Source organism: Sphingobacterium sp. Ag1, assembly GCF_000988325.1.
GTDB lineage: Bacteria > Bacteroidota > Bacteroidia > Sphingobacteriales > Sphingobacteriaceae > Sphingobacterium.
The window spans coordinates 243,392-269,337 of the sequence record NZ_LBGU01000042.1; the positions used below are offsets into that span (position 1 = coordinate 243,392).

Below are 25,946 nucleotides of genomic sequence, written 5' to 3' on the forward strand. Positions count from 1 at the left end.
TCTAGATTTTTCTCAATCGTTTTCGTAAAAGGTGCTTGATTTCAGTCGAATAATCCAGCATCTTTATGGTCGCTCTGATAGCATTTAATCCTAAAGATGAATCTAAGAATACTATTTTTTCTCATTTGCGCGCTATTCCAGTCAATTTCTGGATCAGCACAATTTAGAATTCCCACACTGGGTCATACCATTTATGAAGGTGTATTTACCGGAAATGGTCTATTGGGAACAATGACTTATTTAGCCGATAAGAATTCCATGCGTGTTGATATTGGACGAACTGATGTGTATGATCATCGCGCGAATTCGACCGACAAATTGTTTGATCAGGCGCGTATGTCGTTAGGTCATTTTGAAATGGAATTTGAAAGCCCGATTGTACAGGCACAAGGAGAAATTTATTTAAAAGATGCTTATGCAGAGGCGAAAGTCAGCACGGATAAGGGCATGATGAGAATTCGGACGACTACCTTATCGAATGACAATATTATCTTGCTAGAGGTATTTAAAAAAGATTTTAAGGGAAATTACCAGCTTACTTGGAAACCCGACGAAGCCATCAGTCCAAGGATGGGATTCAGCTATGCGCAAAAACCGAAAAATTATCCAGCGAACCCAAAAGGCAGTTTTGGGACACAGGGCGGAACAAAATATTTTGACCAGCCTCTTCTAGCCGGGGGAGGGTATGTAACGGCTTATTGGAGCAAATCTGATAAAGACGTGGATACCTATTTAATTACTGTAGATTATAGCCAGCATGGGACCGCTTATGTCAAAAAGGCGATCAATTATGTTCAGAACTTTAATAAGCGAAAGTTAACGAAAGGATTGGCATCCCATCGCAAATGGTGGACCAATTATTTTAAGGCATCGACCCTAGAATTGCCAGATACGGTTTACCAGCAGTTTTATGATATGCAGTTGTATAAGCTTGCCAGTGCAACAAGGTCAGGTAAACCCGCTATGGATTTACAGGGGCCATGGACGAGTCCAACTCCTTGGCCAGCTTACTGGCTTAATCTTAATATGCAACTTGCCTATTCACCAGTATTCAAAGCTAACCAACTCGGTATCGCAAATTCTTTCATCCAGATGATTGATCGAAATAAAGATAAGCTAAAACAAAATGTTCCGGAACCTTATCGTTACAATAGTTTGGCTGTAGGCCGCTCCTCGGGACCATCTTTATGGAGCCCCGTTCTTTTGGCTAAGAATGTATCACTTGAAGGAGCTTCCGATGGTGAAAAAGAATTGGGAAATCTAGTCTGGCTCTTGCATAGCTATTATCAGTATTACCGAGCGACCCTGTCGCAAGACATATATAATCGCTTGTTCCCGCTGCTGAAGGAAGCGATAAATTATCATTTGCACTTATTGGAAAAGGATCAACAGGGGAAATACCATATCGGGGTAAAAACCTATTCACCAGAGTATCCTAAGGGCTACGCTTATGATACAAACTATGACCTTTCCATTTTAAGATGGGGGCTCAAGACACTTATTGAGCTGGATCAAGAAGGAGGCGGTAAGGATAAACTTCATGCTGTATGGAAAGACGTATTGGCCAACTTGATCGATTATCCGCAAGATACCGATGGCTTTATGATCGCAAAAGACCTTCCTTACGGCGAGTCGCATCGTCACTATTCGCATCTCATGATGATTTATCCGTTTTACGACATAAACTGGGATCAGGCAAATAACCAAGCGCTTATTGAACGTTCTATTGCACATTGGCAGAGCAAAAAGCAATGGTTGCAGGGCTATTCATTTACGGGTGCTGCCTCGATGTATGCCATGATGGGGAGAGGAGATGCGGCTTTGGCATCGCTGGATGTTTTATTACAGAAATATATTAAACCCAATACGCTATATGCCGAAAGCGGTCCGGTGATAGAAACCCCGCTCGCAGCGATGGCGAGTATTCAAGAATTGTGTATGCAGTATTGGAATGGCGTATTACGCGTGTTTCCTGCTATTCCTCATAAATGGGAGAATGTGTCCTTTTCCAATTTTTTGGCGGATGGTGGAAATCTCGTATCGGCACAGCGGAAAAATGGAAAAACGATCAGCATCCAGATCAAAAGTCAATATGGCGGTCGTCTACGATTAAAAGCTGGCATTGGGGCACCAGAGGTGAAGATACAGGGAAAAGGCACATTTGATATAGCGCAAGACGGAATGATTGATCTGCAGCTCGATAAGGGAGCAGTCGCTTTGATCAACACACATTAATAACCGAGATTAAAGAGAGGAAGGCAGGAAAAGCTGGATAGGCAGATGCTGTGAACCAACGCTCCATATTAAAATGGAGAAAAGAGCTGATTATTTAACGATAGAATTGACGCGCTTATGTGCTGACCAAATAAAAATAAACGAATAAAAAATAATGAAATTAAAACAACTTTCTGTGTTATTATTGGCCGTTTTGGGCACTTCGACTGCCGTTCAGGCCCAAACAGCAAAACCGAATCTATCCAAAGAGTTTATTCAGCAACAGTTAGATGCTGCAGCGAAGCAAATAAAAGTCCTGGCGAATGAAACGCCGGCAGAAAAGTTTCCAAAAACTTTCGAAAATGGAAAAGAGGTCTTTTCTTCATCGAGCTGGTGGTGTTCGGGCTTCTATCCGGGGACATTGCTGTATTTATATGAAGGCACCAAGGATGAGGGATTATTAAAGAAAGCAACCGAGAAATTGACGTATCTCGAGAAAGAAAAGAACAACAAGGGTACGCATGATTTAGGGTTTATGTTATTCTGTAGTTTTGGAAACGCGCTTCGTCTCACGGGCGATACGCAAAAGTATGAGCCAATACTCAGCACCGGTGCAAATTCTCTAGCATCTCGCTATAGTCCCGTTACTAAAACGATCCGTTCTTGGGATCACGGATCATGGCAGTATCCCGTAATCATTGATAACATGATGAATTTGGAATTTTTGACACAGGTATCTAAAATGACTGGAGATAAAAAATTCTATAATATTGCGGTAGCTCATGCCGAAACAACCTTGAAAAACCACTTCAGAAAAGATTATAGTTCTTACCATGTGATCGATTATGATAAGAACACAGGTAAGGCTATTGGAAAAAAAACACATCAGGGTGCATTTGATGAATCAGCATGGTCAAGAGGGCAGGGATGGGCACTCTATGGTTATACCATGATGTATCGTGAAACCAAGAAGAAAGAATTTTTGAAGCAGGCACAGCAAATCGCAAAATATATCTTAAGTAACCCAAATATGCCTGCTGATCTGGTTCCTTACTGGGATTTTGATAAAGATAAAATTGCGCAGTCGGACAAAATGTATCCAAATAAGGACCTGCGGGATGTGTCGGCGGCGGCATTGTATGCATCGGCCTTATTAGAACTTTCGCAATACACAAAAGGAAGTGAGGCTGTGAACTATTTTAACAAAGCAGAAATTATTCTTAAAAACCTGTCGAAGGCGCCTTATCTTGCTCCTTATGGTCAGAATGGCGGTTACATTTTACAACATAGTGTTGGAGCGTTGCCATTGAATTCCGAAATCGATGTGCCTTTGACTTATGCAGATTATTACTATGTTGAAGCCCTGGTGCGTTATCAACGCCTATTGTCAGGAGAGCCTATGATCAAAGAGATCGCGAAATAGGACCATCAAAGAAAAAGGGTGTCGATGATAAATTAACTCGATTTAAGTACACAGGCACGGATCAAAAAAAAGAGATGTTATGGACATCTCTTTTTTTTTATGGAACAGGATGTGGGTTATCTTCAAATATCGCTAAGTTTCAGTGGTCTGGCTAGCATTCGCCGTTTGTTCTGACGGATTGTATCCGAATTGTTTTTTAAATTCCTTACTAAAATATTTTCTATCGGAAAATCCCACAGCATAGGCGATTTCACTGATGTTCATGTCAGAATTCAGTAGTTCTTTTGCTTTGTTTAACCTATACGTTTTTACATAATTATTGAGCGATAAATTGGATATGGCCTTCAGCTTGCGATAGAGAATTGGAGCACTCATTCCCATTGTACGGGCTATAAAATTAACATCAAAGCCATCTGACTGGATATTTTCTTCGATCAACTGATTTAGGGATGAGATGAATTGCGCATCAAGTTCATTGTCGAATGAAGTTGTTTTGACTTGAAATCCTTTACTCTTTTTCTGGCTGATAGCCAAGAGATTTTGAGCAGAAAGGAAGAGCTGTTTATTATCGAAGGGTTTTGTTAAATAGATGTTTGCGCCATGCTCTAAGGCCAACGTTTGGGAATCGCTATCGGTTACAGCAGTCAGCAAGATGAATGGTATATGGCTGGTCGTCATATTTGTTTTAATGGCTTGGCATAGCTGAGCACCGTCCATGTAAGGCATCATCAGATCTGAAATAATCAGATCAGGGATATATTCCAATGCTTTAGAAAGGGCTTCCTCACCATTGACAGCAGTAATAATGCTGAAGCTCTCCCCAAATAGGCTAACAACGGCTGCTAATAATTCTTTATTGTCTTCTACAATTAAGATAGTTTGTTGCAAGGAGGTGTCGAATGTGCTGGAGCCTTGTATGTTAATGTCTTCTATTTCCTTTGCAAGGAGATCTATCGCTTGCGGCTCTATTTTCTCGCCAGCTTTTTTCGGTAAGGTTACCGTAAATACCGTCCATTTCCCTTTTTCATCTTCCTGTGAGAAACAACGAATATCTCCCTTGTGCTGCTGTACAATTTGTTTGGTCAGTGCCAATCCAATGCCTGTGCCGATGGCATCATTACCTTGCTCTTCACGATAGTATTCTTCAAATATTTTGAACTGATTGTCTGTGGCAATACCGATGCCGTTATCAACTATGTTTATGGAAAATGAGTCATCGCTTTCGATCAGCTCCAGGTAAACTGTACCATGTTCTGGTGTGTACTTGACCGCATTTGACAAGAGGTTAAACATGACTTTATCAAATTGTACAGTATCTATGGATTGTAGCCCTACGGCATCCAGCTGCCGGATATAGTAATTGAGGTGTTTTGCTTTGGCAAGGTCATTTAATAGGTAAAATGTATCTTCTATATATTCCCGAAAAGAGATGTCTGTTTTCTTCAGAACGAAGTGCTTGTCATCGAACTTTTTGAAGTCGAGCAGTTCGTTTATGACACCTAGGAGTTTACTGGCATTCTTTTTTATTCGTTTTACTTTGTTTTGGGTGGCGGAAAGATTGGCTGTTTCGGAAATAATTTCATCCAATGGAGCTGTTATCAAGGTCAGCGGTGTGCGAATTTCGTGGGATATCTGTGTGAAGAACTTTATTTTCTTTTCCTGTTCCCGTTCTGAATTAATCAGCATCTCACGTTCGACGACAAATTTAATGACCAGATGTACACCCAGGGTAAACAAAACTGCATAGAATAGATAGGCGCACCAGGTCCTCCAAAAGGGAGGTTTAATATCGATATTGATCCGCAGGGGTATGCTGCTCCAGATACCATCGTTGTTACTGGCAAATATGGTCAAGGTATGCATACCTGTAGGAATATTGGTATATCGTATTGAAGGAGTACTAGTTTCAATCCAATCTTTGTCAAAACCTTCAAGCTTGTATCGGTATTTATTCTTTTGCGGTTTGATGAAATTGGAACTGGAAAAATTGATCGTAACAAAGTTTTCGTCATGTCGGAGTTTGAGCTGATAACTGTTGGGATCTATCGTTTTCTGAATTCGTCCGTAGTTTAATGGGGCCTCTTCGAGAAATATATTTCGGAAGAGTACCTCGGGGATAGTCTGATTGAAAATTATTTTTTGGGTATTCAGGGCAACTACACCATTTAGTGTCGTGACGAATAGTGTTCCTGCTTTGCTGGCAAAGACTTTGGCACCAAGTAGATTTTTGACCGGTAAACCGTCATATTGATTCAGGAGGTAACGCTGTTTTGTTTTGGGATTGTAGCATATTAATCCATTTTTACTGGTAAGCCATACCTGATTGTTCACAATGATGGGCCAGCCTAAGGAATTGTTTGGAAAACGTGATACTTTGGTAAGCTTATCGCGCTGATCAAGATGATAGAGGTATTCTTTTGACGTCAGCCAGATGTCCCCATTCGGATGCACATAAAATCCACCCAGGGCTAATGTATCGAGCTGTTTAATTGGCTGTATGTCTGATTCATTCGGTTTTTTGCGAAAAAGTGTCCCGCCTCTAAGAAAATAGGTCTGCTGTTTATGATCGGCCTGGATATCATCAATTGTACCTGTTTTTAATGCAGCATGATACGTTGCAGGTTTTCCAGGCTCCACGATATAGAGCCCTTTGTTGGTTCCAAGGTAAATACGGTGTGTCGGATCGACGTAAATGCTGTAGATGTTGTTTTTGAGATTTAGGAGTTCTTTTTCGAGGTAAAAATGCTGTGCATTTCCAGATTGCGCATCGATAATGGAATAGCCGCCGCCATATTGCGCCGCGTAGATTTTATTATCGCGAACATAGAGGTCCTTGATCAGGTTTGACTGGGTTAAGTTTGATAAAGGTGAAGTTACTCCAGATATTTTGTCAATTTTGTTGATTCCTTCTTCTTCTGTTCCGATCCAAAACGCATTTTCTGACTCGGCGAAACTGCCGGTGATATCGCTACTGAGGCTGAGAGCAGTACGCGAACGTGTTGAGTAATGCTGTATGGGGATGAGATCGGGGTAGATGGCATTGATTCCTCCAAAATAGGTTCCTATCCAAGTGATCTGTTGTCGATCTATGAAGATATCATAGATGGAATTTTGACTCAATGAGTTTTTGACGGAGGTATTGTGTTTATAGTTTAGGAAATGTGACGAGCCGTTAAAGATGGAGAGTCCTTTTAGTGTACCGATCAAGAGGTCTCCTTGTTTGGTTGGGACTATTTTTCTGATGTTATTGCTGAGTAGGTTGCTGTTTGATTCTGTTAAGTTATTCCATTTTTTATCAATGAAGTTGTATTGGAATATTCCATGCAATTTTGTGCCAACCCACAAGATACCTTTATGGAGATAAAGAGCACTGAAAATACGCTCCTTTAATGGAAGCGGAGGAAACATCAGATTTTGGATATGGGACATCTGATTATTTTGCCATGAAAAAGACTCGATGCCCTTGTAACTTGCTATTGTATAGGTATTGGGGCTGGTTTGGATGATCGATTGCACCCGGGGGCGGTCAAGAATTTTTTTGAGATTGTAGGTTCCAGCAGTCGGGATGGCCTGATAAAGCCCCTTGTCAGTGCATAGAAATATCTGGTTTGATAAAAATTGGATGTCGGTGATGACAATTTTTTCCTGAAAAGGTTTTCCTTGTTTAAATACAGCTTTACGTTTGTTGATGTCGAAGATGAATAGTTGGGTTGCCGTAGCGATGAAAAGATGATTTTTTGCGTTGATGCCAATCTTATTAATATAATCTACCTTTTTAAAGACGGTATCCTGTACCAAAATATTGGTGATATTCTGGGAGTCATATACAAATAGGTTGGCGCCACCGCCGAACCAAAGTTTACCCTGTTTATCCTGCGCAATTGTTAATACCGCCTGTTTATCCAATACGTTCTCCTGGCTTAGCGTCTCAAACTTAAGATCCTGGGCATGACAAAGGGAAATGATGGATATCAACAGCAGAAATTGTCGCAATAAAATAGGCAGTATGTTCATGGTTATAGGGTATTTGGATCAAATTTAAGATTTTACCCCCAAATATTTATGAATTTCACCCCCCTTAATTTGCGTATAGACCCATCTTTGGCTTATTAAACAACCAATTTTTATTAGAAAACTAATTTTCCTAAAGTATGGCAAAGTTTTACAAAGTTGGACTGTCTGCTATGATGATGTTTACTGTGGGTGCGAGTATGGCACAGCAGAAAATTTCGATTACGGGGCGGATTACAGACAGTCAAGGTGCACCTTTAGCGGGTGTAACGATTCGAGAAAAGGGTGGAAGTGCTTCTACTTCTACAAACGCTACTGGTACCTATTCATTGTCCGTGAGTTCTAGTGCGACAATTGTTATTTCCTATATCGGCTATCAAAACCAAGAAGTTAGTGTCAATGGGCGGAATGTTGTCAATGTGACTATGGATGGAACGAGTTCGGTTATTGACGAGGTTGTTGTTGTGGGGTATGGACAACAAAAGAAGGCTAAATTGCTCGGTTCGGTTGCTACAATTGATTCAAAACAACTCGAAAGTAGGGCGGTTACTAATGTTTCTTCCGCTCTTTCAGGTCTAGCGGCAGGTGTTCAAGTTAAGGTTGGTAATGGCAAGCCTGGTAGTGATGGTGCAACAATACGTGTCCGAGGAACAGGTACGATGAACAATAATGATGCACTCGTTATCATAGATGGTATCCAAGGAACTATGGACGCTGTAAATCCGGAGGATATTGAAAATATATCAGTATTAAAGGATGCTTCCTCAGCAGCGATATATGGGGCTCGTGCAGCAAATGGAGTTATTCTAATAACAACAAAAAAAGGGAGATCTGGACAGGCTCCTCAGATAACTTATTCTGGTTTATTTTCTAGAACTACGCCGAGTGTGAAGCCAGTTTTTCAAAGTGATTATTTGAAACATATGAAGTTATTTCAAGAAGCTGCGGAAAATATCGGTGATAAAAGTCCCTATACACAGAGTGCAATTGATGCATGGACTGCTGCTAATGCAGACCCAAATGGAATGACAGCAGCTGGGATTCCAAACTATGTAGCCTTTCCAAATACCAATTGGGGCGATTGGATCTACGATAATGGTTGGCTTAAAAATCATAATATCGGGGTCCTAGGAGGAAGCGAAAAAATTCGATATAATCTGTCCGGAAGAATTCAAGATAATCCTGGTATTATGCATAATACTGGTATGAAACGTTACGAAGGGAGGGTGAATCTCGAGACTGATATTACTAATTTCTTGACAGTCGGCACCCAGACATTTGTCGTTAAAGAGGAACGCTCAATGGCTTCGGATGAGAATCTTTATAATTTTTTGAGACAAACCACTCCAGGGATATACCCCATGTATGATGGGAAATTCGGAGGTGCAGTGCTTAGCTCTGGGGAATCTTCTCAATTGAACAACTTGATGTTGTATCTCTACGATAATAAAGGGAGTAATGAACGCACTCAATTGAACTCAACTTTATTCGCTAATATTAAACTTTTGAAAGGGTTAACCTTTGAGACTAAGTTTAATTACCAGAGTCGTTTTGATGAAGTAAAAAGTTGGTCAACCCCTTCTGATCGCTGGGATTTTTCTACAATGACTCTTGTAACATCGCCTATCAATCTCGCTCAAATGACCACGGGACAATCTTATAGGAAAATTTATAGAAAATCGTTTGATAATGTTTTACGTTATAATACTGTAATTGATAAGCATTCGATTAGTGCATTAGTTGGTCATAATGAATTTTATTATAACGATTCTGGGTTTAATGCATCTACAAAAGGTTTGATAGATGCTACGATAACCAATATTGGTACTGGCACTGAAATGAATAGTATTGGTGGATTTGAATCAGACAATTCAATGCGTTCTTTTTTTGGTCGTGTAAGTTATGATTATGACGCAAAATATTTAGCGGAGTTCAGCTTACGCCGTGACGGAGCCTCAAAATTTGGCCTTGGTAAAAAGTATGGTACGTTCCCTTCTGTTTCTGTCGGGTACGTATTGTCCAAGGAGCCATTTATGGAAGCCGTGAATCCTTATGTGCAGGATATTAAAATTCGCGGATCATGGGGTAAATTAGGGAATGATGGTGGAGATGATCTGAATGTCTATGGTTGGCAAGGTGTATATGGCTCGGTGGGTTATTCATTTAATGGAGCTCAGGCTAATGGATTAAGACTATCACGTTTTGGTAATGATTTATTACAGTGGGAAGATTCTGAGAATAAAGAGTTGGGGTTAGAATTCGCGACATTAAATCGCCGGGCGTTCATCGAGATGAATGTTTACGATCGTAAAACCTCCAATATTATTCGTACGGCGAAGATGCCTCTTACTGCGGGAACAGCAAGTCCACCATTTTTCAATCAAGCTTCAATGCGTAATAGAGGTATTGAGTTTAATCTAAATTGGAGAGACAAAATTGGTGATTTTCACTATAATATTGGTGGAAATTTTGCATACAATAAAAATGAGGTCACCAAATTTGAAGGTAAGCTGGTACAAGGGATGGTGGATGATGGATCCGGTAAAATGGTTTGGCAGACTAATTTGGGGGATGTATCCACAGGGGGAGTCAATCGGAGGTTAGAAGGTTATCGCCTTGACGAATTCTACCTACGTCAAGTTTATAAAGGCGATGGTAGCTATTTCAATGCCGATGGATCAGTAAACATCAATGGGGGACCTACTACAGGAATGATCCGTACCGATAAGGACTATGAATGGGTAAAAGCAATGAAAGCCGGCGGGTATTCGTTCTTGAATTCATCTCAGCAAATAGGAGATAGTTACGGTACGACAAAGATGTACTATGGGGACCTAATTTATGCAGATTTAAATGGAGATGGTGTATATGGTAACACTGCCGACCAATATTTTACCGGAACCTCAACAAGTCCAAAATATATCTATGGTTTTAATTTAGGTTTCTCCTATAAGGGTTTTGATATGTCTATGATCTGGGCCGGAGAAGCAGGCGGGCAATATTATTGGTCAGATATTGGTTATAACAACAATGTGTTGATATTAGGCAATCAAGTCACAACAAGGATATATGACAATCACTATTTCTATAATCCCGCTGTACCAGATGATCCACGTACCAATCAAAATGGTTATTTCCCTAGGTTAAAATACGGAACAAATGCCGAAAATATAAATAATCAGGCAAGCGACTATTGGTTGTACAACGCAAATTTTCTGAAGCTTAGAAATCTTCAAGTTGGCTATACATTTAAGAAGAGTATGACAGAAAAGTTCAAAGTGCGCAGTTTAAGAGTGTTTTTCACTGGTGAAAATCTATTGATGTTTACAGATTTCCCAGGTTTGGATCCCGAAGTTGGCGCAGGCGCTAAGTATCCAACAATGAAGCAATTTGCATTTGGTTTGAATATTGGATTCTAAAATAGATACATCATGGAAAATAATAAAAGAAAATATAATTTGTGGAGTAAGAAACTAATGTTGGTAATTACTCTTGGTACAACAGCTTTGCTTTCTTCTTGCCAGAAGGATTTATTGGATACAGTTCCTAAAACGCAAGTGTTAACAAATAATATGTGGTTAACCGAGAACCTTACCGACCAAGGGGTTAATGGAGTGTACCAAGCCTTGCGTCTTGGTCAGACGCTATATGTTTATGATTCCTATGTTACACTTCAAGGTCGTGATAATTCAACTTTGATGAACGCAACAGCAACCAGTTCTTCGGGTATTTTCTCCTCCACTTGGCAAAGTCTTTATGAAGGTGTTCACCGGAGTAACAATGCGATCTACGGGATCACTAACGTTTCGCCTGTTGGTGCAGAGAAAAAAGCAAGATTGCTTGCTGAGGTGAAATTCTTACGAGCGTTTTATTATTATCGTTTAAATCAGCTTTATAAAGGAGTTCCTATATATACAGAGCCAATTGAGTGGAATAAAGTTGATAAACAAAGGAGCTCAGAACAAGAAGTTTGGAGCCTTGTTATCAAAGACCTTACAGATTGTATCAATGAGCCACAGTTGCCTGGACGCTATGAAAGAGGGAATTCAAATTTTGGTAAGATATCTAAGTCGGCAGCTTATGCTTTGCGCGGTAAAGTCTATATGTATACCCAAGAATGGGCTAAAGCGATTGCCGATTTTGAACAGGTCAAAAATTTAGGTCATACTTTATTCAACAGTTATTCCGATCTTTTTAAAGGGAGTAATGAACAAAGTCCCGAGATTATATTTAGTATTCAGAATATTGCCCTTGCCGGATATGGTTCTGACTATCAATTTAGATTTGGCTCGAGGTCTGCTTTTGGATCAAATTGGAATACTTATCTCGTGCATCCAGATGCGGTAGATAGATATCAAAGAAAAGATGGTGCTAAATTTAACTGGGATGACTACATACCTGGGTATAATTCAATGGCTCCTAAAAAAAGAGAGGTATTTTTCTTGCGGAATAATTTGACTGCAACGGAAATTACAAATATGGAGAAAAAAGGGCTCGATATGTCATTGTATTTACCAACAGGCAACGAGCAACGCATTTTGAAGGCATATACAGATCGTGATCCGAGGTTAGCTAGTAATGTAATTCTGCCATATTCAACATTTATTGGAGCAAATGGAGCTACAGATCAAACGTTTACCTCGAGGTGGCCTTATAGACAGGAATTCGGAGGAGTATTTGATTTACGCACAGACATTGTACCTAATTTTTATTACTACCCCCGTAAGTTTGTCTACGAAGGAGCCAATCCGGGTATCCCAAACAGAGAAGCTGGAGCATATGATTACATTGTCATACGGTATGCGGATATCCTTTTGTTATGGGCAGAGGCACTAAATGAATCAAAGAAACCTGGTGATGCTGTGCTAAAAGTAAATGAAGTAAGAAAGCGTGCAGGGGTTGGCGAGTTAGCTTTAGGGTTAGGTGAACAGGATCTCAGGAAGGAAATCCGTGAAGAACGCAGACGCGAATTGATGTGTGAAGGTGTTATTTATTTTGACGAGTTGCGCTGGAAAACGTTGAAAGAAACATCTTTTTATACTGGAAATGGTATTAAAGAGGTATGGGGAGGAGTTATTTCAGGCTATGATTGGCGAGGAGATCAATTATATACTTGGCCTATTCCTCAAATTGAAAGAGAACAGAATACTGGTCTGACACAAAATAGTGGCTGGGATGATTAAAAAATAAGTGTAATTTTTTATTTCACGTAAAAAAGTTGTTATCAATCGCTCATGCAATCGTTTGCTAGAGCGATTGATTTATTTAGGTTTGTTTTTTTAGGTTAAATTAAAGATTTTTAATGTTTTTGTGCAGCATTATCAAGCTCACATTAATTTATAAACCATTATCGAATGAAGAGAAGATTCCTATTAAAACTGTTAGGCGGAGCTGGAGTTGGCGCATTAACTGCGTCTCTACCAATAGAAGCAGAGGCAAGCAGTTTGGACAATAAGACAAGCGTTAACGAAAACGATCGCGCCTATTGGGTATCTGTCTTACATAAGATGGCTGCTCCAATATTAAGTAATATCAGCAAGCAACAATGGCGTAAAAATATGCCGATGGAGGTAAGTCCGACTTTTGATAATAGGGATCCTGGAGTCGGATACCTAGAAGCTTTTGGTCGCTTGTTGGCGGGAATGGCACCTTGGTTGGCACTGCCGGATGACGTTACTGAGGAAGGAAAATTGCGAAAAAAATTACGCGATCAAGCATTACTCGGTATACAGTATGGTGTAGATCCTAAATCACCGGATTATTTTACCTGGCGAGGTCCTTCGTCTCAAACACTCGTGGACGCAGCGCATCTTGCACTGGCCTTTTTGAGGGCCCCCCAAGCTTTATGGCAACCTTTGGACCAAACCACTAAGCAAAGAGTCATTGAAGAGTTTAAACTACTGCGCAGGATTAAGCCGAATGAAAGTAATTGGTTGTTGTTTGCTGCAATGACAGAAACATTTCTTTACAGCATAGGGGAGGAATGTGCACGGGAAAAGATCGATTACGCGGTCAATAAATTTGATCAGGAATGGTATGTAGGAGACGGTTGGTATAGTGATGGCGCCCATTTTAGTTTTGATCACTACAACGGGTATGTGATCCATTGTATGCAGGTTGAGTCGCTGCGTCATAATATCCCAGCAGGTGGAAAATACAAAGAGATGTATGAACGGGCATACAAACGGATGCAGCGCTATGCGCACCATTTAGAGCGCATGATTTCGCCGGAAGGTCATTATGTCGTTGTTGGCCGTTCCTCAACCTATAAGAATGCCGCTTTTCAGCCACTAGCAACAGTAGCTCTAGAAAATAAGTTGCCCGAAGATATCTCGAAGGGTCAGGTCAGGGCTGCGTTGACCACTATACTTCGACATATTTATATTGACAAAACCTTTGCGCCATCTGGATGGCTGCGTATGGGCGTGGTGGGTGATAAACAATCCAATCTTGCAGATTACTATACAAATGCAGGGTCTATGTATGTGGCCTCCTTGTCGTTTTTGCCATTGGGACTACCAGCAAACGATGAGTTCTGGACCTGCGCTCCACAACCATGGACCTCCCAAAAATGCTGGAATGCCGAGCAATTTCCCAAAGATTATTATGTAAGTTATTAAACGAAAAAGAATAAAAAGCAAAGATTAAGGATTGGATAAAATGAAGATACAGCACTATATTACGGGAGCTTTAATGATCGGGCTAGGGATGCAGGGAATTTCCTGTTCTAGTCAGCGAAACCTAAGAGCAGTGAAACTGAAACTGGGACTTGACAAAGAATTTGTCCGTACCAATTTGGAAGATGCACATAAACAAATCGCCTATCTTTCGGCATCGATCAATGAATCGGATATGCCGACGACGTATAAAGATGGTAAATATGTGAATTGGGGGTCAAGTTGGTGGTGTTCGGGATTTTATCCCGGTACAGTGTTATACTTATACGAGTATACCAAGGACGAAAAACTTTTGACGGAAGCAAAAAGCAAATTAAAAGAACTCGAAAAGGAAAAGAACAACAGGGGAACACATGATTTGGGCTTTATGTTGTACTGCAGCTTTGGTAATGCATTACGCTTGACGGGAGATTCGGCTGCTTACAAGGAGATTTTAAGTACTGGAGCAGCGTCGTTGGCAACACGTTTCCACGAAGCACCCAAAACTATCCGTTCATGGGACGGTGGAAAAAACTGGGATGGGCAGCCTTGGACCTATCCGGTAATCATCGACAATATGATGAACCTGGAGTTTTTGACGGAAGTTTCCAAGATGACAGGTGATAAGCGCTATCGTGATATCGCTATAACGCATGCCAATACAACGATGGTCAATCACTATCGAAAAGATTACAGTTCATACCATGTCGTGGATTACAATCCAAAAGATGGACGTATTATTTCGAGAAAGACTGCCCAAGGTGCTTTTGACGAGTCTGCATGGGCTAGGGGACAGTCGTGGGGGCTTTATGGCTATACGATGATGTACCGCGAGACCGGCGACAAGAAATATCTGGAGCAAGCGCGGCATATTGCGCAGTTTTATCTGAATCATCCCAACCTTCCAAAAGATCTAATTCCCTATTGGGATATGGACCAAAACAAGCTTACACCGGACAGTAAATATTATAGCCAAAAAGACCTTCGTGATGTGTCGACAGCTTCGGTGACAGCTTCGGCTTTGCTGGAATTGGCACAATACACAATAGGTAGTGAAAGCCAGCTGTACATTTCTAAAGCTGAACAAATGCTGCGGTCGCTTTCTGCTAAACCCTACAAAGCAGACTATAAAGAAGCAGGTGGATATATCTTGAAGCATAGCGTGGGTTCAATTCCACATAAAACAGAGGTAGATGTGCCTTTAACCTATGCCGATTACTATTATGTAGAGGCCTTGGTGCGGTATGACCGATTGCTCCGTGGAGAAAAGGTAATCAAACCATAACGAGCGGACTCTTGGGTTTTCAACAAAGTTGTTAACATTTTGTGGAAAAAGTGAAGTGCGTCTGTACTTCACTTTTTTTTAAGTGTCTGATCTTATTGGCCAGAAAAGCCTTCAGTTTGTTTTCATTGCTGTTGGTGTTTGCGAAGTCATGAAGGTTTTGTTTATCAGGGTTGCGCTGTATTAGATCGTTTCGCTAGGCTAATTTCTACGACTACATAAGTTAATAATTGGTTAACATCGGTTCTTATATTAGCAGGGGAATTACAGGGGAATAACTAGGGGTTAACAGGGGGTTAGCAGGGGTATTACCCCTGTTAACCCCCTGCTATATCCTTGTAATAATAGTGTTACCCCGTTTTTAATAGGTAACTTGATATTAACTTAGTGGTCAGTTAGCTATCGTCAATTATAAACAGAAGGAGAAGCTTTATGGCAATTTTAAAAAATGGTCCGAACGGCCCTATTGTTGGGAAATTTGGTTCGGTGAGTGCTTATCTATTGAATGGCCAAAATATCATACGTGGCGGCAAAAGAAAACGAACGTCCCCGCCCAGTGAGGCCGAACTGTTAAATAGGGAAAAACAGAAAATTGCTGGTAAGTTTGCTGCATGGAATAAGAGAATTCTTGAATTTGGCTATCAATATCTAGCGAAAAAAGAAAGTCGTGTAGGGGCTTTCCAATTGGCACAGCGCCACATTTTTAAAGAGACTCTTGAATTGGATGCCGAGAATAAGCCATTCGTTAATCTTGAAAAACTCGTGCTGTTTTCGGGTCCGCTCAATACGTTATCCAACTGTCAAGTAAGCCTGGATGGCGATCGAATTGATCTTAGCTGGACTGTAGATGATCAATATAAAAGCAGTATATATAAAATCAATCTGGGACTCATAGGCCTCGATACCGAGTCGCATTTGAGAACCTCCATTGCCAATATAAATCAGGGCTCCTGTTCATTACAATTGGAGGGAATAAGCAAGAAAATAGGTGATTACCATGTTTATGTCGGCATATGGGATACACTCGAAGGGGACTTTTCGAATTCTATTTATTGTGGGGTTATATAATCAATACATACTTGTCTGGTCAGATGAATATCTTCGTGAAGATATTCATCTGGCAATGGATAGATGCTCTGTTTGTCGCTGGTCTCCACTATAACATAATCAAGTGTTACCTTACGAGATAATCAAGGGATCGGCGATTGAAGGGATTAGAATTCAAATGATATGTTGACTTTGCCTCCCAACCCTTTTTCAACGAAATCAAATAATGTTTTTAGTGTAATGCTACCACCGTTATTTTCAATTTTCGATAAATATTCACGTTTTTTGTCAATTAGTTCGGTAAGTTCGGATTGGGTAATATTTCTTTCTTCACGTGCTTTTTTAAGGAGCAGGCCTATTTTAAAAGATTCAAAATCTCTATCCAATTCGTCTCTTCTGTGGGGCCTACTTTTCCGTAAACATCATCTTTAATATTTTTCCAATTCTTAGTTTCCATTTTCTCTACCTTTTTGTTCGTAATATTCAGCCATGATATTTAATGCTTTGTCGACCTGATTCTTTGGCGTTTTTTGTGTTTTCTTTTGAAACCCATTCATTAAGACAACGAGTTTATCCCCGTCAGAAAAGCAAAATACACGCTATGTATTGGATGCAAGCTGAATTCTTGCTTCATACAATCCGTCGGTTCCTGTTAAATGTTTTAAATAATTACTCGGAACCCGTTCGAGCGTTTCAATGGCCTCAATTATTTTAAAAATTTTGTCCTGTACCTTTTGGGGTTGATCCAAAAGGAAGCATAATGGTAATTTAAAAGTTACTTTTTGTCAAGTCTTTTATGCGTTTGTTTTGGTGTATGTTCCCGTACTTTAAATGACTTCCTTTTCGTTTTTTACTCCTCGGTTTTAAGGTCAATATATTTTTTGTCGTACCTTTATCCCTATGACCGATATTCAGAAGAGATTTGACCGTATACTCGCTATTTATATGCATCTGCAAGCCAAACCTGTTGTGACAGCTGCAGCGTTGGCAGAACGATATGAAGTGAGTCAGCGTACCATTTATAGAGATATTCGCTCCCTGATGCAGGCAGGCGTACCTATTTATGGTGAAGCGGGAAGCGGTTATTCTTTGGTGGAGGGATATAAGATGCCACCTTTGCAATTTACAAGGGAAGAGGCATTGAGTTTTGTCGCAGCAGAGAAATTAGTTGAAAAATATACGGACCGGAATCTTGCTCATCATTTTACCACGGCATTGCTGAAAATGAAAGCTATATTACGGGGCAACGAAAAAGAACAGGTAGCCTTAGTTGGGGATAACTTTCTGGTGCGCGGTGGGCGACATCAATTCAATGAGAAGTTAACCCATGGCACCAATATTCTGATCGAAAGCATCGCAGCAAAGAAATGTGTTGAAATCTATTATTCCAAACCTTCCGATAAAACTCCAGAAAGGCGTGAAATCGAAGCTGTGGGTATTTTTGTAGAGAGCAAGTTTTGGTATGTACTTGCTTTTTGTAGATTGCGACAAGATTATAGGCAATTCCGCTTGGATAGAATAAACAATATTAGAATACTTGCTGAAGATTTTGGAAAAGAGCATCCCGAACTATCTTTCTTTCTGAGTAAGCGACATGAAGTGCCGACAACCAAAGTGGTGGTGCAAGTGGATAAAGAAATGGCTAGGTATATGGAGTGGGATCGTCACTATTTTGGTTTCCAAGAAGAAATTGTTACCGATAACTATGTGGAAATGCATTTTGACTGCATAAATATGGAGAATGGGTTTGCGCGCTGGTATCTCATGTTTGCGGATAAAGGTCGCATAATTGAACCCCAATCGCTAAAAGATGTTGTAAGACGTTTGCTTTCGGCTGCTTTCGAGCAAGTTTAGCTGTACATGAAGGAATCAGGATTCTTTACCATAATAAAGAAAAAACTTGTTCGGCTGAAAGGGAGGGACCGAACAAGTTAAACTGTAAATTGTACTAAAAAGTTTTTGATCCATGTTAGAAGAAAACTTCCGTTGTCTGTATCAGTTATTCACCCCTTTCCCAAAAAAATGGTGGTTGGATGCCCAATAAGCGTAAATAGACAAAAGCCTGACCACGATGGTGGATCTCGTTGTCAATAAAATAAAATATGCTATGGATAATGGGGGATTTGTATTGTCCAAATAAATTGAACTCTTCGGCAAAGCGTTCTTCTGGAATTTGATTGAACAGTTCACTGATCTGAGGAGTAGCTTCATCCCAGGCCTGCAGTAATTGTGCTTTGGTCGAATAGCTGAGATTCTCGTTGAGTTCGCCGCTTTTGTTATTGACAATTTCCTGGAGACCTGGAACAGCAATACCCAGTAGCTCCTTAATCATATCTGCAAAAGTGCGCATGCCTTCTACCTTGTAATTGAACAATCCTTCTTCTGGAAATTTTTCAATAGTCTGTCTTGTTAGGTTTCTATGGCCTAGCCAATGTTGAAGTAGCTCGTTCTTCGAAATGATTTCTGTTTTCATGATTTTCGTATTTAAAGTTTTAGTAAGCGATACATCACCTGCTGTGTTGTATGACAGTTCAAAATTAACGCGACTTATGACAGCTGTATGGCAGTATTGATTTGGGTACTAATTTTATTTTTTTGGTGGCATTGTTCGATGTAAGGAATGTTGAAAGGGCAAATCGTAAAAATAGGGGAGTGGTTTTAAAAAGAAGTAGAAAATAAAAAAAAATAATTCACTAATTATTTGACAGTTATAAAAATGTTTGTAACTTTGCAGTCCCTTAATGGGAATAGTATGTCTTGAGCGAAGCCCTACTGCTTCGAAGGACTTTTAATTAATTAATTTACAACATGTCAGGTATTATTGGAAAAAAAGTAGGAATGACGAGCCTGTTTAACGCTGATGGGAAAAATATTCCTTGTACAGTGATTCAGGCCGGGCCGTGCGTGGTTACGCAGATACGTACGGAAGAAAAGGATGGCTACTCGGCAATTCAACTTGGTTTCGACGAAGCTAAGGAGAAAAACACGACAGCTCCTTTGAAAGGGCACTTTGCGAAAGCAAACACAACGCCTAAGCGTAAGTTGGTAGAGTTTAAAACTTTCCCAGATGCAAAACAACTTGGTGACGTAGTTGACGTTACTCTTTTTGAAGAAGGTGAGTACGTAGATGTAGTTGGTACTTCAAAAGGTAAAGGTTTCCAAGGTGTAATGAAACGTCATGGATTTGGTGGTGTAGGTGGTGCGACTCACGGTCAGCACAACAGATTACGTGCTCCAGGTTCATTAGGTGCTTCATCATGGCCTTCACGCGTATTCAAAGGTATGCGCATGGCTGGTCGTACAGGTGGTGACAGAGTTAAAGTTCAAAACTTACAGGTGTTGAAAGTTTACGCTGAGCAAAACCTTATCGTTGTTAGTGGTTCCATTCCAGGAGCTAAAGGTTCTTATGTAATCGTAGACAAATAGTAGAGATGGAAGTTAAAGTTTTAAATTTATCAGGTAAAGAAACAGGTGCCAAGGTGCAACTTCCTGAGTCGGTATTTGGGTTAGAGCCTAACGATCATGCGATCTATTTGGATGTGAAACAATACTTAGCGAACCAACGCCAAGGAACTCACAAATCTAAACAACGTAACGAAATCGCGGGTTCTACTCGTAAATTACACAAACAAAAAGGTACTGGTGGTGCTCGTGCGGGTTCTATCAAATCTCCATTGTTTAATGGTGGTGGTCGTGTATTCGGTCCTCAACCTCGTGACTACTCGTTCAAATTGAACAAAAAATTGAAACAAGTAGCACGTAAATCAGCGTTATCTTACAAAGCAAAAGATAATAACATTGTGGTATTGGATGAAGTAAAATTCGATGCTATCAAAACTAAAAACTATGTTGCTTTAATAAATGCGTTGAACGTAGCTGATGAGAAAACATTGTTGGTATTGCCAGCTTACGATGAGATTGTTTATAAATCAAGCAGAAACTTGAAAAAAGCAAAAGTTATTGTTGCAGCTGATTTAAATACATATGATGTATTGAACGCAACAAAATTATTGTTGACTACAGATTCTGTTAAAACTTTGGAGGAAGCATTAGCTAAGTAATATGGAAATTATTAAAAAACCTATCTTGACTGAGAAAGCTTCTTTGTTAACGGAAAAATTAAACCGTTACGCTTTCAAAGTAGATCACAGAGCAAACAAAATCCAGATTAAAGCAGCTGTTGAGGCTATGTTTGGTGTTACAGTTCTTGCTGTAAACACTGCAGTAGTAGCTGGTAAAGCAAAAAGCCGTTACACAAAAGCAGGTTTCGTATCTGGTAGAGCTCCTAAGTATAAAAAGGCTGTCATTACGATTAAAGACGGCGAAACTATTGACTTTTACAGTACTATATAATACAAAATGGCAGTTAAAAGATTCAAACCGGTAACCCCTGGTACTCGTTTTAGAGTAGGCGCTGACTACTCTGATGTTACTACAAACGTTCCTGAAAAATCGTTAGTAGTAAAAATCAACAAGAAATCAGGCGGTCGTAATAACTCCGGTAAAATGACTATGCGTTATCTCGGTGGGGGACATAAAAAAGTATACCGATTAATTGATTTCAAACGCGATAAAAAAGATATCCCTGCAAAAGTAGCTACTATCGAGTACGATCCAAATCGTACTGCTCGTATTGCCTTGTTGCATTACGCAGATGGTGAAAAACGTTACATCCTTGCTCCAGCTGGTTTAGTAGTTGGTCAAACTGTAATCGCAGGTGATAAAGTTGCCCCAGAAGTTGGTAATACATTACCATTAGCAAACATTCCATTGGGTTCTATCATCCACAACATTGAATTAAATCCTGGTCAAGGTGGTTCAATTGCTCGTTCGGCTGGTACTTATGCTCAATTGTCTGCTCGTGATGGTAAATATGCCATCATCAAATTGCCTTCGAGCGAAACACGTATGATCTTATTGACTTGTGTTGCTACAATTGGTTCAGTATCGAACCATGAAAGATCTAACCAAGTGTTAGGTAAAGCAGGTCGCAAACGTTGGTTAGGTCGTCGTCCAAGAGTTCGTGGTGTTGCGATGAACCCAGTAGATCACCCTATGGGTGGTGGTGAAGGCCGTACTTCAGGAGGTCACCCACGCTCACGTACAGGTGTATTAGCTAAAGGCTTCAAAACACGTTACAAGAAGAAAACATCGAATCGTTACATCATTGAGAGAAGGAAAAAATAATGGCTCGTTCAATTAAAAAAGGTCCTTATATCGATCACAACTTAGAAAGAAAAGTTCTTTCTATGAATGAAACTAACAAAAAGTCAGTTATCAAAACATGGTCTCGTAGATCAATGATTTCACCTGATTTTGTTGGCCATACCTTCGCAGTGCACAACGGGAATAAATTTATCCCTGTTTATGTAACAGAGAATATGGTAGGTCACAAGCTTGGTGAATTCGCGCCTACGCGTACATTCAGAGGCCACGCAGAAAAGAAAAAATAATAGGTAATGGAAGCAACAAAAAAACTTAAAAAGTCTGTCTTAATTAGACAACGTAAAGAGCAAGAGAAAGCTCAACAAGGAGGAGCTTCGGATGCCAAATTATTGAACTGCCCGACTTCGCCTCGTAAGATGCGTTTGGTGGTAGACTTAATTCGCGGTCAACGTGTTGAAAATGCAATTTACATTTTGAAACACTCAAGTAAAGAAGCTGCTGCTCGTGTAGAAAAATTATTATTATCTGCAATCAAAAACTGGGAAGCCAAAAACGAAGGTAAATCAGTGGAAGAAAGCGAACTATATGTAAAAGAAGTATCAGTAGGTGGTGGTCGTCAATTGAAAAGATTGCGTCCGGCTCCTCAAGGTCGCGGATACAGAGTTCGTAAACGTTCAAATCACGTTACGTTGGTAGTTGATAGCAAATTAAACGTTGAACAAAACTAATTTATTGAGAAATGGGACAAAAAGCAAATCCAATAGGTAGCAGATTAGGAATCATCAAAGGTTGGGATTCTAACTGGTTCGGAGGTAAAAACTATTCCGATAAATTAGTTGAAGACGAAAAAATCAGAAAATATCTTTCTGTTCGTATTGCAAAAGGTGGTGTAGCTAAAGTTGTTATCGAAAGAACTTTAAAACGTATCACTGTTACAATTCACACTGCTCGTCCAGGTATCGTTATCGGTAAAGGTGGTCAAGAAGTTGACAAGATCAAAGAAGAGTTGAAAAAACTGACTAAAAAGGATGTTCAAATCAACATTTTCGAGATCAAACGCCCTGAGTTAGATGCTAAGTTAGTAGCTGAAGGTGTCGCTAAACAATTAGAGGCGCGTATTTCATTCCGTCGTGCAATGAAAACTTCAATCGCTTCTACCATGCGTATGGGTGCAGAAGGTATCAAAATCATGTGTTCTGGTCGTTTAGGCGGTGCTGAAATGGCGCGTACTGAACAATACAAAGAAGGAAGAACTCCTTTACACACATTGCGTGCTGATATCGACTACGCTTTAGCTGAAGCATTGACTACATACGGTAAAATTGGTATCAAAGTTTGGATCTGTAAAGGTGAGGTTTACGGTAAACGTGACTTATCTCCAAACATTGGTCAAGCATCTGGTGTAAAATCACGTGGCAACCACGAAGGTGGTGGCGAACGTCGTGACAACCGTAACAACAAAGGTGGTCGCGGTGGAAACAACCGTGGTGGAAACAACCGTGGTGGAAGCAACCGTGGTCCGAAAAAAGATTAATAGTTATTTAGATTACAACAAAAACCTGCTGAAAAAGCAGATTTAAAAAGTATACGAACATGTTACAGCCAAAAAGAACGAAGTTCAGAAAGATGCAGAAAGGCCGCATGAAAGGTAACGCTTCTCGTGGAGCGGAGTTAGCTTTCGGTTCTTTCGGTATCAAAACAATGGAGCAAGCATGGATCACTAGTCGTCAAATCGAGGCAGCTCGTATTGCGGTTACACGTTATATGAAACGTGAAGGTCAAGTTTGGATTCGTATTTTCCCTGACAAACCTGTTACGAAAAAACCTGCAGAGGTACGTATGGGTAAAGGTAAGGGTGCTCCAGAATACTGGGTAGCAGTAGTACGCCCAGGCCGTATGTTATTTGAAGCAGAAGGTGTGCCTTTGGAAATTGCCAAAGAAGCTTTACGCCTTGCAGCTCAAAAACTTCCGGTTCAAACTAAGTTTGTGATTCGTAGAGACTACGTTGAAGCATAAAAATCTTGGTAATGTCATCATTTAAGCGTTAGGGCCGTTACCCCTAACGCTATATATAAAGCGATGATAACCCAAATAACAACTGAAAAAACATGAAAAATTCAGAAATTTTAGAATTATCTAATGAGGACTTAAAAGCTCGTCTTGTAGAAGAGAAAACAGCCCTTACAAAATTGAAATTTGCACATGCTGTTTCAGCTATTGAGAACCCTAACGTGATCAAAGCAGCACGCAAAACTATCGCTCGTATCAGTACAGAGATCAGTGCACGCAAAGCTGCAGCTAAAAATGAAACAGCCTCTGAGGCGTAAAATTTAAAGTCGAAATGGAAAGAAATTTAAGAAAAACAAGAATCGGCTTAGTAGTTAGCAACAAGATGGACAAGTCTATCGTGGTATCAGTGGAACGTAAAGTGAAACACCCGATCTATGGTAAGTTCGTTAAAAAAACTACTAAATTTAAAGCTCATGACGAAACTAATACCTGCGGTATCGGCGATACGGTATTAATTATGGAAACTCGTCCGCTGAGTAAAACAAAAAACTGGAGATTAGTAGAAATTATAGAAAGAGCTAAATAACATGGTACAACAAGAATCAAGACTTAATGTAGCTGACAATAGCGGTGCTAAACAAGTTTTAGTAATCCGTGTATTGGGCGGTACGCGTAAGCGTTATGCATCAATCGGAGATAAGATTGTTGTATCGGTGAAAAGCGCTATGCCTTCAGGAAACGTGAAAAAAGGTTCCGTTTCTAAAGCAGTAGTTGTTAGAACGAAAAAGGAAATCCGTCGTAAAGATGGTTCATACATCCGCTTCGATGATAACGCAGCTGTATTATTAAATAATAATGATGAACCACGTGGTACACGTATCTTTGGCCCTGTTGCTAGAGAGTTGCGTGAGAAACAGTTCATGAAAATTGTATCATTAGCACCGGAGGTTTTATAATTATGGCACAGAAAACAAAAACAACTACGCACAAAATCAAAATTAAAAAAGGTGATTTAGTGAAAGTTATCGCTGGTAACTCTAAAGGTGTTCAAGGAAAAGTATTAACTGTTTTAGTGGATAAAAATAGAGCTATCGTTGAGGGCGCTAACATCGTAAAAAAACACACTAAACCAAGTGCAGCTAATCCTAATGGTGGTATCATTGAGAAAGAAGCTGGTATTCACATCTCTAATTTAGCTGTTATCGATCCTAAAACAGGTGCAACTACACGTGTAGGTCGTAAGTTAAATACAGATGGTAAATTAGTTCGTTACGCTAAAAAATCAGGGGAGGAAATTAAATAATGACTTACGTACCAAGATTAAAAGTGAAATATGCGGAGGAAATCCGTAAAGCACTTCAAGAAAAATTTCAGTATAAAAGTATTATGCAGGTTCCTAAACTTGAGAAAATCGTTGTTTCACAAGGCGTAGGAGCTGCAACAGCTGACAAAAAATTAATCGATAACGCTATCGCTGAGTTGACTTTAATCACAGGTCAACAAGCCGTTGCTACAAAATCGAAAAAAGATATTTCAAACTTTAAATTACGTAAAGGTATGCCTGTAGGGGCACGTGTTACTTTGCGTGACAACAATATGTTTGAATTCTTGGATCGTTTGGTAGCAGTATCGCTTCCACGTATTCGTGACTTCCGCGGTATCAACGATAAAGGCTTTGACGGACGTGGTAACTATAACTTAGGTATCACTGAGCAAATCATTTTCCCTGAGATCAACATTGATAAAATCAACAAGATCCAAGGTATGGACATCACTTTCGTGACTTCTGCTCAAAATGATGTTGAGGCTTTAGAATTGTTGAAACAATTCGGTTTACCATTTAAAAATCAAAATACTAATAACAATGGCTAAAGAAGGATTAAAAGCACGCGAAGTAAAACGCGCTAAATTGGTAGCTAAATATGCGGCAAAACGTGCAGAATTAAAAGCTGCTGGCGATTACGTTGCATTAGATAAATTGCCTAAAAATGCTTCTCCAGTACGTTTACACAATCGTTGTAAATTGACTGGCCGTCCTAAAGGATATATGCGTCAATTCGGTATCTCTCGTGTAACATTCCGTGAGATGGCTTTAGATGGCAAAATCCCAGGGGTGAAAAAAGCTTCTTGGTAATTA

Annotated in this window: 25 protein-coding genes and 1 pseudogene; 22 read left to right on the forward strand and 4 right to left on the reverse strand. The window is 40.0% G+C overall.

The genetic code is table 11. The features are described from left to right. The first annotated feature begins 96 nt into the window (after positions 1-96). Together AAW12_RS17085 and AAW12_RS17090 are read left to right on the forward strand one after the other, a co-directional pair. Positions 97-2,235: a glycosyl hydrolase family 95 catalytic domain-containing protein gene (locus tag AAW12_RS17085; RefSeq protein ID WP_053003770.1), complete on the forward strand. Its 2,139-nt coding sequence runs from the start codon at positions 97-99 to the stop codon at positions 2,233-2,235. Positions 2,236-2,389: 154 nt separating this feature from the next. Then, a complete protein-coding gene (locus AAW12_RS17090) occupies positions 2,390-3,637 on the forward strand; it encodes a glycoside hydrolase family 88 protein (RefSeq protein WP_046674857.1) in 1,248 nt (415 codons plus the stop codon). Positions 3,638-3,769: 132 nt separating this feature from the next. Here AAW12_RS17090 and AAW12_RS17095 read toward each other — a convergent pair whose 3' ends face one another. Beyond that, a complete protein-coding gene (locus tag AAW12_RS17095) occupies positions 3,770-7,651 on the reverse strand; it encodes a hybrid sensor histidine kinase/response regulator transcription factor (protein ID WP_046674858.1) in 3,882 nt (1,293 codons plus the stop codon). A gap of 137 nt (positions 7,652-7,788) precedes the next feature. Here AAW12_RS17095 and AAW12_RS17100 point away from each other — a divergent pair, with 137 nt between their 5' ends. From AAW12_RS17100 to AAW12_RS17120, 5 genes are all read left to right on the forward strand, one after another. Beyond that, on the forward strand, positions 7,789-11,067 hold the full coding sequence (locus AAW12_RS17100; protein WP_046674859.1) for a SusC/RagA family TonB-linked outer membrane protein: 3,279 nt from the start codon (positions 7,789-7,791) through the stop codon (positions 11,065-11,067). Positions 11,068-11,079: 12 nt separating this feature from the next. After that, positions 11,080-12,831 carry a RagB/SusD family nutrient uptake outer membrane protein gene (locus tag AAW12_RS17105; RefSeq protein ID WP_046674860.1) on the forward strand — a complete coding sequence of 584 codons (1,752 nt, stop codon included), beginning with the start codon at positions 11,080-11,082 and terminating at the stop codon, positions 12,829-12,831. 171 nt (positions 12,832-13,002) lie between these two features. After that, entirely contained in the window at positions 13,003-14,268 is a 1,266-nt protein-coding gene (locus AAW12_RS17110; protein ID WP_053003771.1) for a DUF2264 domain-containing protein, read from the forward strand. Positions 14,269-14,308: 40 nt separating this feature from the next. After that, positions 14,309-15,589 (forward strand): glycoside hydrolase family 88 protein, encoded by a 1,281-nt coding sequence (locus tag AAW12_RS17115; protein ID WP_084823220.1) that lies wholly within the window; start codon positions 14,309-14,311, stop codon positions 15,587-15,589. 429 nt (positions 15,590-16,018) lie between these two features. Further along, positions 16,019-16,654 (forward strand): hypothetical protein, encoded by a 636-nt coding sequence (locus AAW12_RS17120; protein ID WP_046674861.1) that lies wholly within the window; start codon positions 16,019-16,021, stop codon positions 16,652-16,654. A 146-nt stretch (positions 16,655-16,800) separates the two neighbouring features. Here the strand turns inward: AAW12_RS17120 and AAW12_RS17125 are convergent, their stop codons facing one another. Next, on the reverse strand, positions 16,801-17,019 hold the full coding sequence (locus AAW12_RS17125; protein ID WP_197084075.1) for a helix-turn-helix domain-containing protein: 219 nt from the start codon (positions 17,017-17,019) through the stop codon (positions 16,801-16,803). A gap of 60 nt (positions 17,020-17,079) precedes the next feature. Then, positions 17,080-17,220 (reverse strand): annotated as a pseudogene (locus tag AAW12_RS26675) (type II toxin-antitoxin system RelE/ParE family toxin); the annotation flags it as partial. 313 nt (positions 17,221-17,533) lie between these two features. Between AAW12_RS26675 and AAW12_RS17135 the strand changes: the two are divergent. Continuing rightward, positions 17,534-18,487 (forward strand): helix-turn-helix transcriptional regulator, encoded by a 954-nt coding sequence (locus AAW12_RS17135; RefSeq protein ID WP_046674862.1) that lies wholly within the window; start codon positions 17,534-17,536, stop codon positions 18,485-18,487. A gap of 145 nt (positions 18,488-18,632) precedes the next feature. Here AAW12_RS17135 and AAW12_RS17140 read toward each other — a convergent pair whose 3' ends face one another. After that, positions 18,633-19,106 carry a DinB family protein gene (locus tag AAW12_RS17140; protein ID WP_046674863.1) on the reverse strand — a complete coding sequence of 158 codons (474 nt, stop codon included), beginning with the start codon at positions 19,104-19,106 and terminating at the stop codon, positions 18,633-18,635. 335 nt (positions 19,107-19,441) lie between these two features. On the opposite strand from AAW12_RS17140, the gene rplC reads away from it, so the two are divergent. From rplC to rpsN, 14 genes are all read left to right on the forward strand, one after another. Continuing rightward, entirely contained in the window at positions 19,442-20,059 is a 618-nt protein-coding gene (gene rplC, locus AAW12_RS17145) for a 50S ribosomal protein L3 (RefSeq protein WP_046674864.1), read from the forward strand. A 5-nt stretch (positions 20,060-20,064) separates the two neighbouring features. After that, positions 20,065-20,694 (forward strand): 50S ribosomal protein L4, encoded by a 630-nt coding sequence (rplD, locus tag AAW12_RS17150; RefSeq protein WP_046674865.1) that lies wholly within the window; start codon positions 20,065-20,067, stop codon positions 20,692-20,694. A gap of 1 nt (position 20,695) precedes the next feature. Then, a complete protein-coding gene (rplW, locus tag AAW12_RS17155) occupies positions 20,696-20,986 on the forward strand; it encodes a 50S ribosomal protein L23 (protein WP_046674866.1) in 291 nt (96 codons plus the stop codon). A gap of 6 nt (positions 20,987-20,992) precedes the next feature. After that, on the forward strand, positions 20,993-21,820 hold the full coding sequence (rplB, locus tag AAW12_RS17160; protein WP_046674867.1) for a 50S ribosomal protein L2: 828 nt from the start codon (positions 20,993-20,995) through the stop codon (positions 21,818-21,820). Further along, positions 21,820-22,086 carry a 30S ribosomal protein S19 gene (gene rpsS / locus AAW12_RS17165; protein WP_002997495.1) on the forward strand — a complete coding sequence of 89 codons (267 nt, stop codon included), beginning with the start codon at positions 21,820-21,822 and terminating at the stop codon, positions 22,084-22,086. Before rplB ends, rpsS begins: the two co-directional genes overlap by 1 nt. A 6-nt stretch (positions 22,087-22,092) precedes the next feature. After that, entirely contained in the window at positions 22,093-22,527 is a 435-nt protein-coding gene (rplV, locus tag AAW12_RS17170) for a 50S ribosomal protein L22 (protein ID WP_046674868.1), read from the forward strand. A gap of 11 nt (positions 22,528-22,538) precedes the next feature. Continuing rightward, positions 22,539-23,333, forward strand: a complete 795-nt coding sequence (gene rpsC / locus AAW12_RS17175; protein ID WP_046674869.1) for a 30S ribosomal protein S3 — start codon at positions 22,539-22,541, stop codon at positions 23,331-23,333. 59 nt (positions 23,334-23,392) lie between these two features. Beyond that, on the forward strand, positions 23,393-23,815 hold the full coding sequence (rplP, locus tag AAW12_RS17180) for a 50S ribosomal protein L16 (protein ID WP_046674870.1): 423 nt from the start codon (positions 23,393-23,395) through the stop codon (positions 23,813-23,815). Between the two features lie 92 nt (positions 23,816-23,907). Beyond that, positions 23,908-24,126 (forward strand): 50S ribosomal protein L29, encoded by a 219-nt coding sequence (gene rpmC / locus AAW12_RS17185; RefSeq protein WP_046674871.1) that lies wholly within the window; start codon positions 23,908-23,910, stop codon positions 24,124-24,126. Between the two features lie 14 nt (positions 24,127-24,140). Beyond that, a complete protein-coding gene (rpsQ, locus tag AAW12_RS17190; RefSeq protein ID WP_046674872.1) occupies positions 24,141-24,395 on the forward strand; it encodes a 30S ribosomal protein S17 in 255 nt (84 codons plus the stop codon). Between the two features lies 1 nt (position 24,396). Further along, positions 24,397-24,765, forward strand: coding sequence for a 50S ribosomal protein L14 (gene rplN / locus AAW12_RS17195; RefSeq protein ID WP_046674873.1), 369 nt, complete (start codon positions 24,397-24,399; stop codon positions 24,763-24,765). 2 nt (positions 24,766-24,767) lie between these two features. Next, on the forward strand, positions 24,768-25,112 hold the full coding sequence (gene rplX / locus AAW12_RS17200; protein WP_046674874.1) for a 50S ribosomal protein L24: 345 nt from the start codon (positions 24,768-24,770) through the stop codon (positions 25,110-25,112). Continuing rightward, positions 25,112-25,681 (forward strand): 50S ribosomal protein L5, encoded by a 570-nt coding sequence (gene rplE / locus AAW12_RS17205; RefSeq protein ID WP_046674875.1) that lies wholly within the window; start codon positions 25,112-25,114, stop codon positions 25,679-25,681. Before rplX ends, rplE begins: the two co-directional genes overlap by 1 nt. Continuing rightward, the gene (rpsN, locus tag AAW12_RS17210; protein ID WP_028071569.1) at positions 25,674-25,943 is read left to right on the forward strand and encodes a 30S ribosomal protein S14; all 270 of its coding nucleotides are present in this window, start codon (positions 25,674-25,676) and stop codon (positions 25,941-25,943) included. The genes rplE and rpsN overlap by 8 nt, the downstream gene beginning before the upstream one ends. Positions 25,944-25,946: the final 3 nt, after the last annotated feature.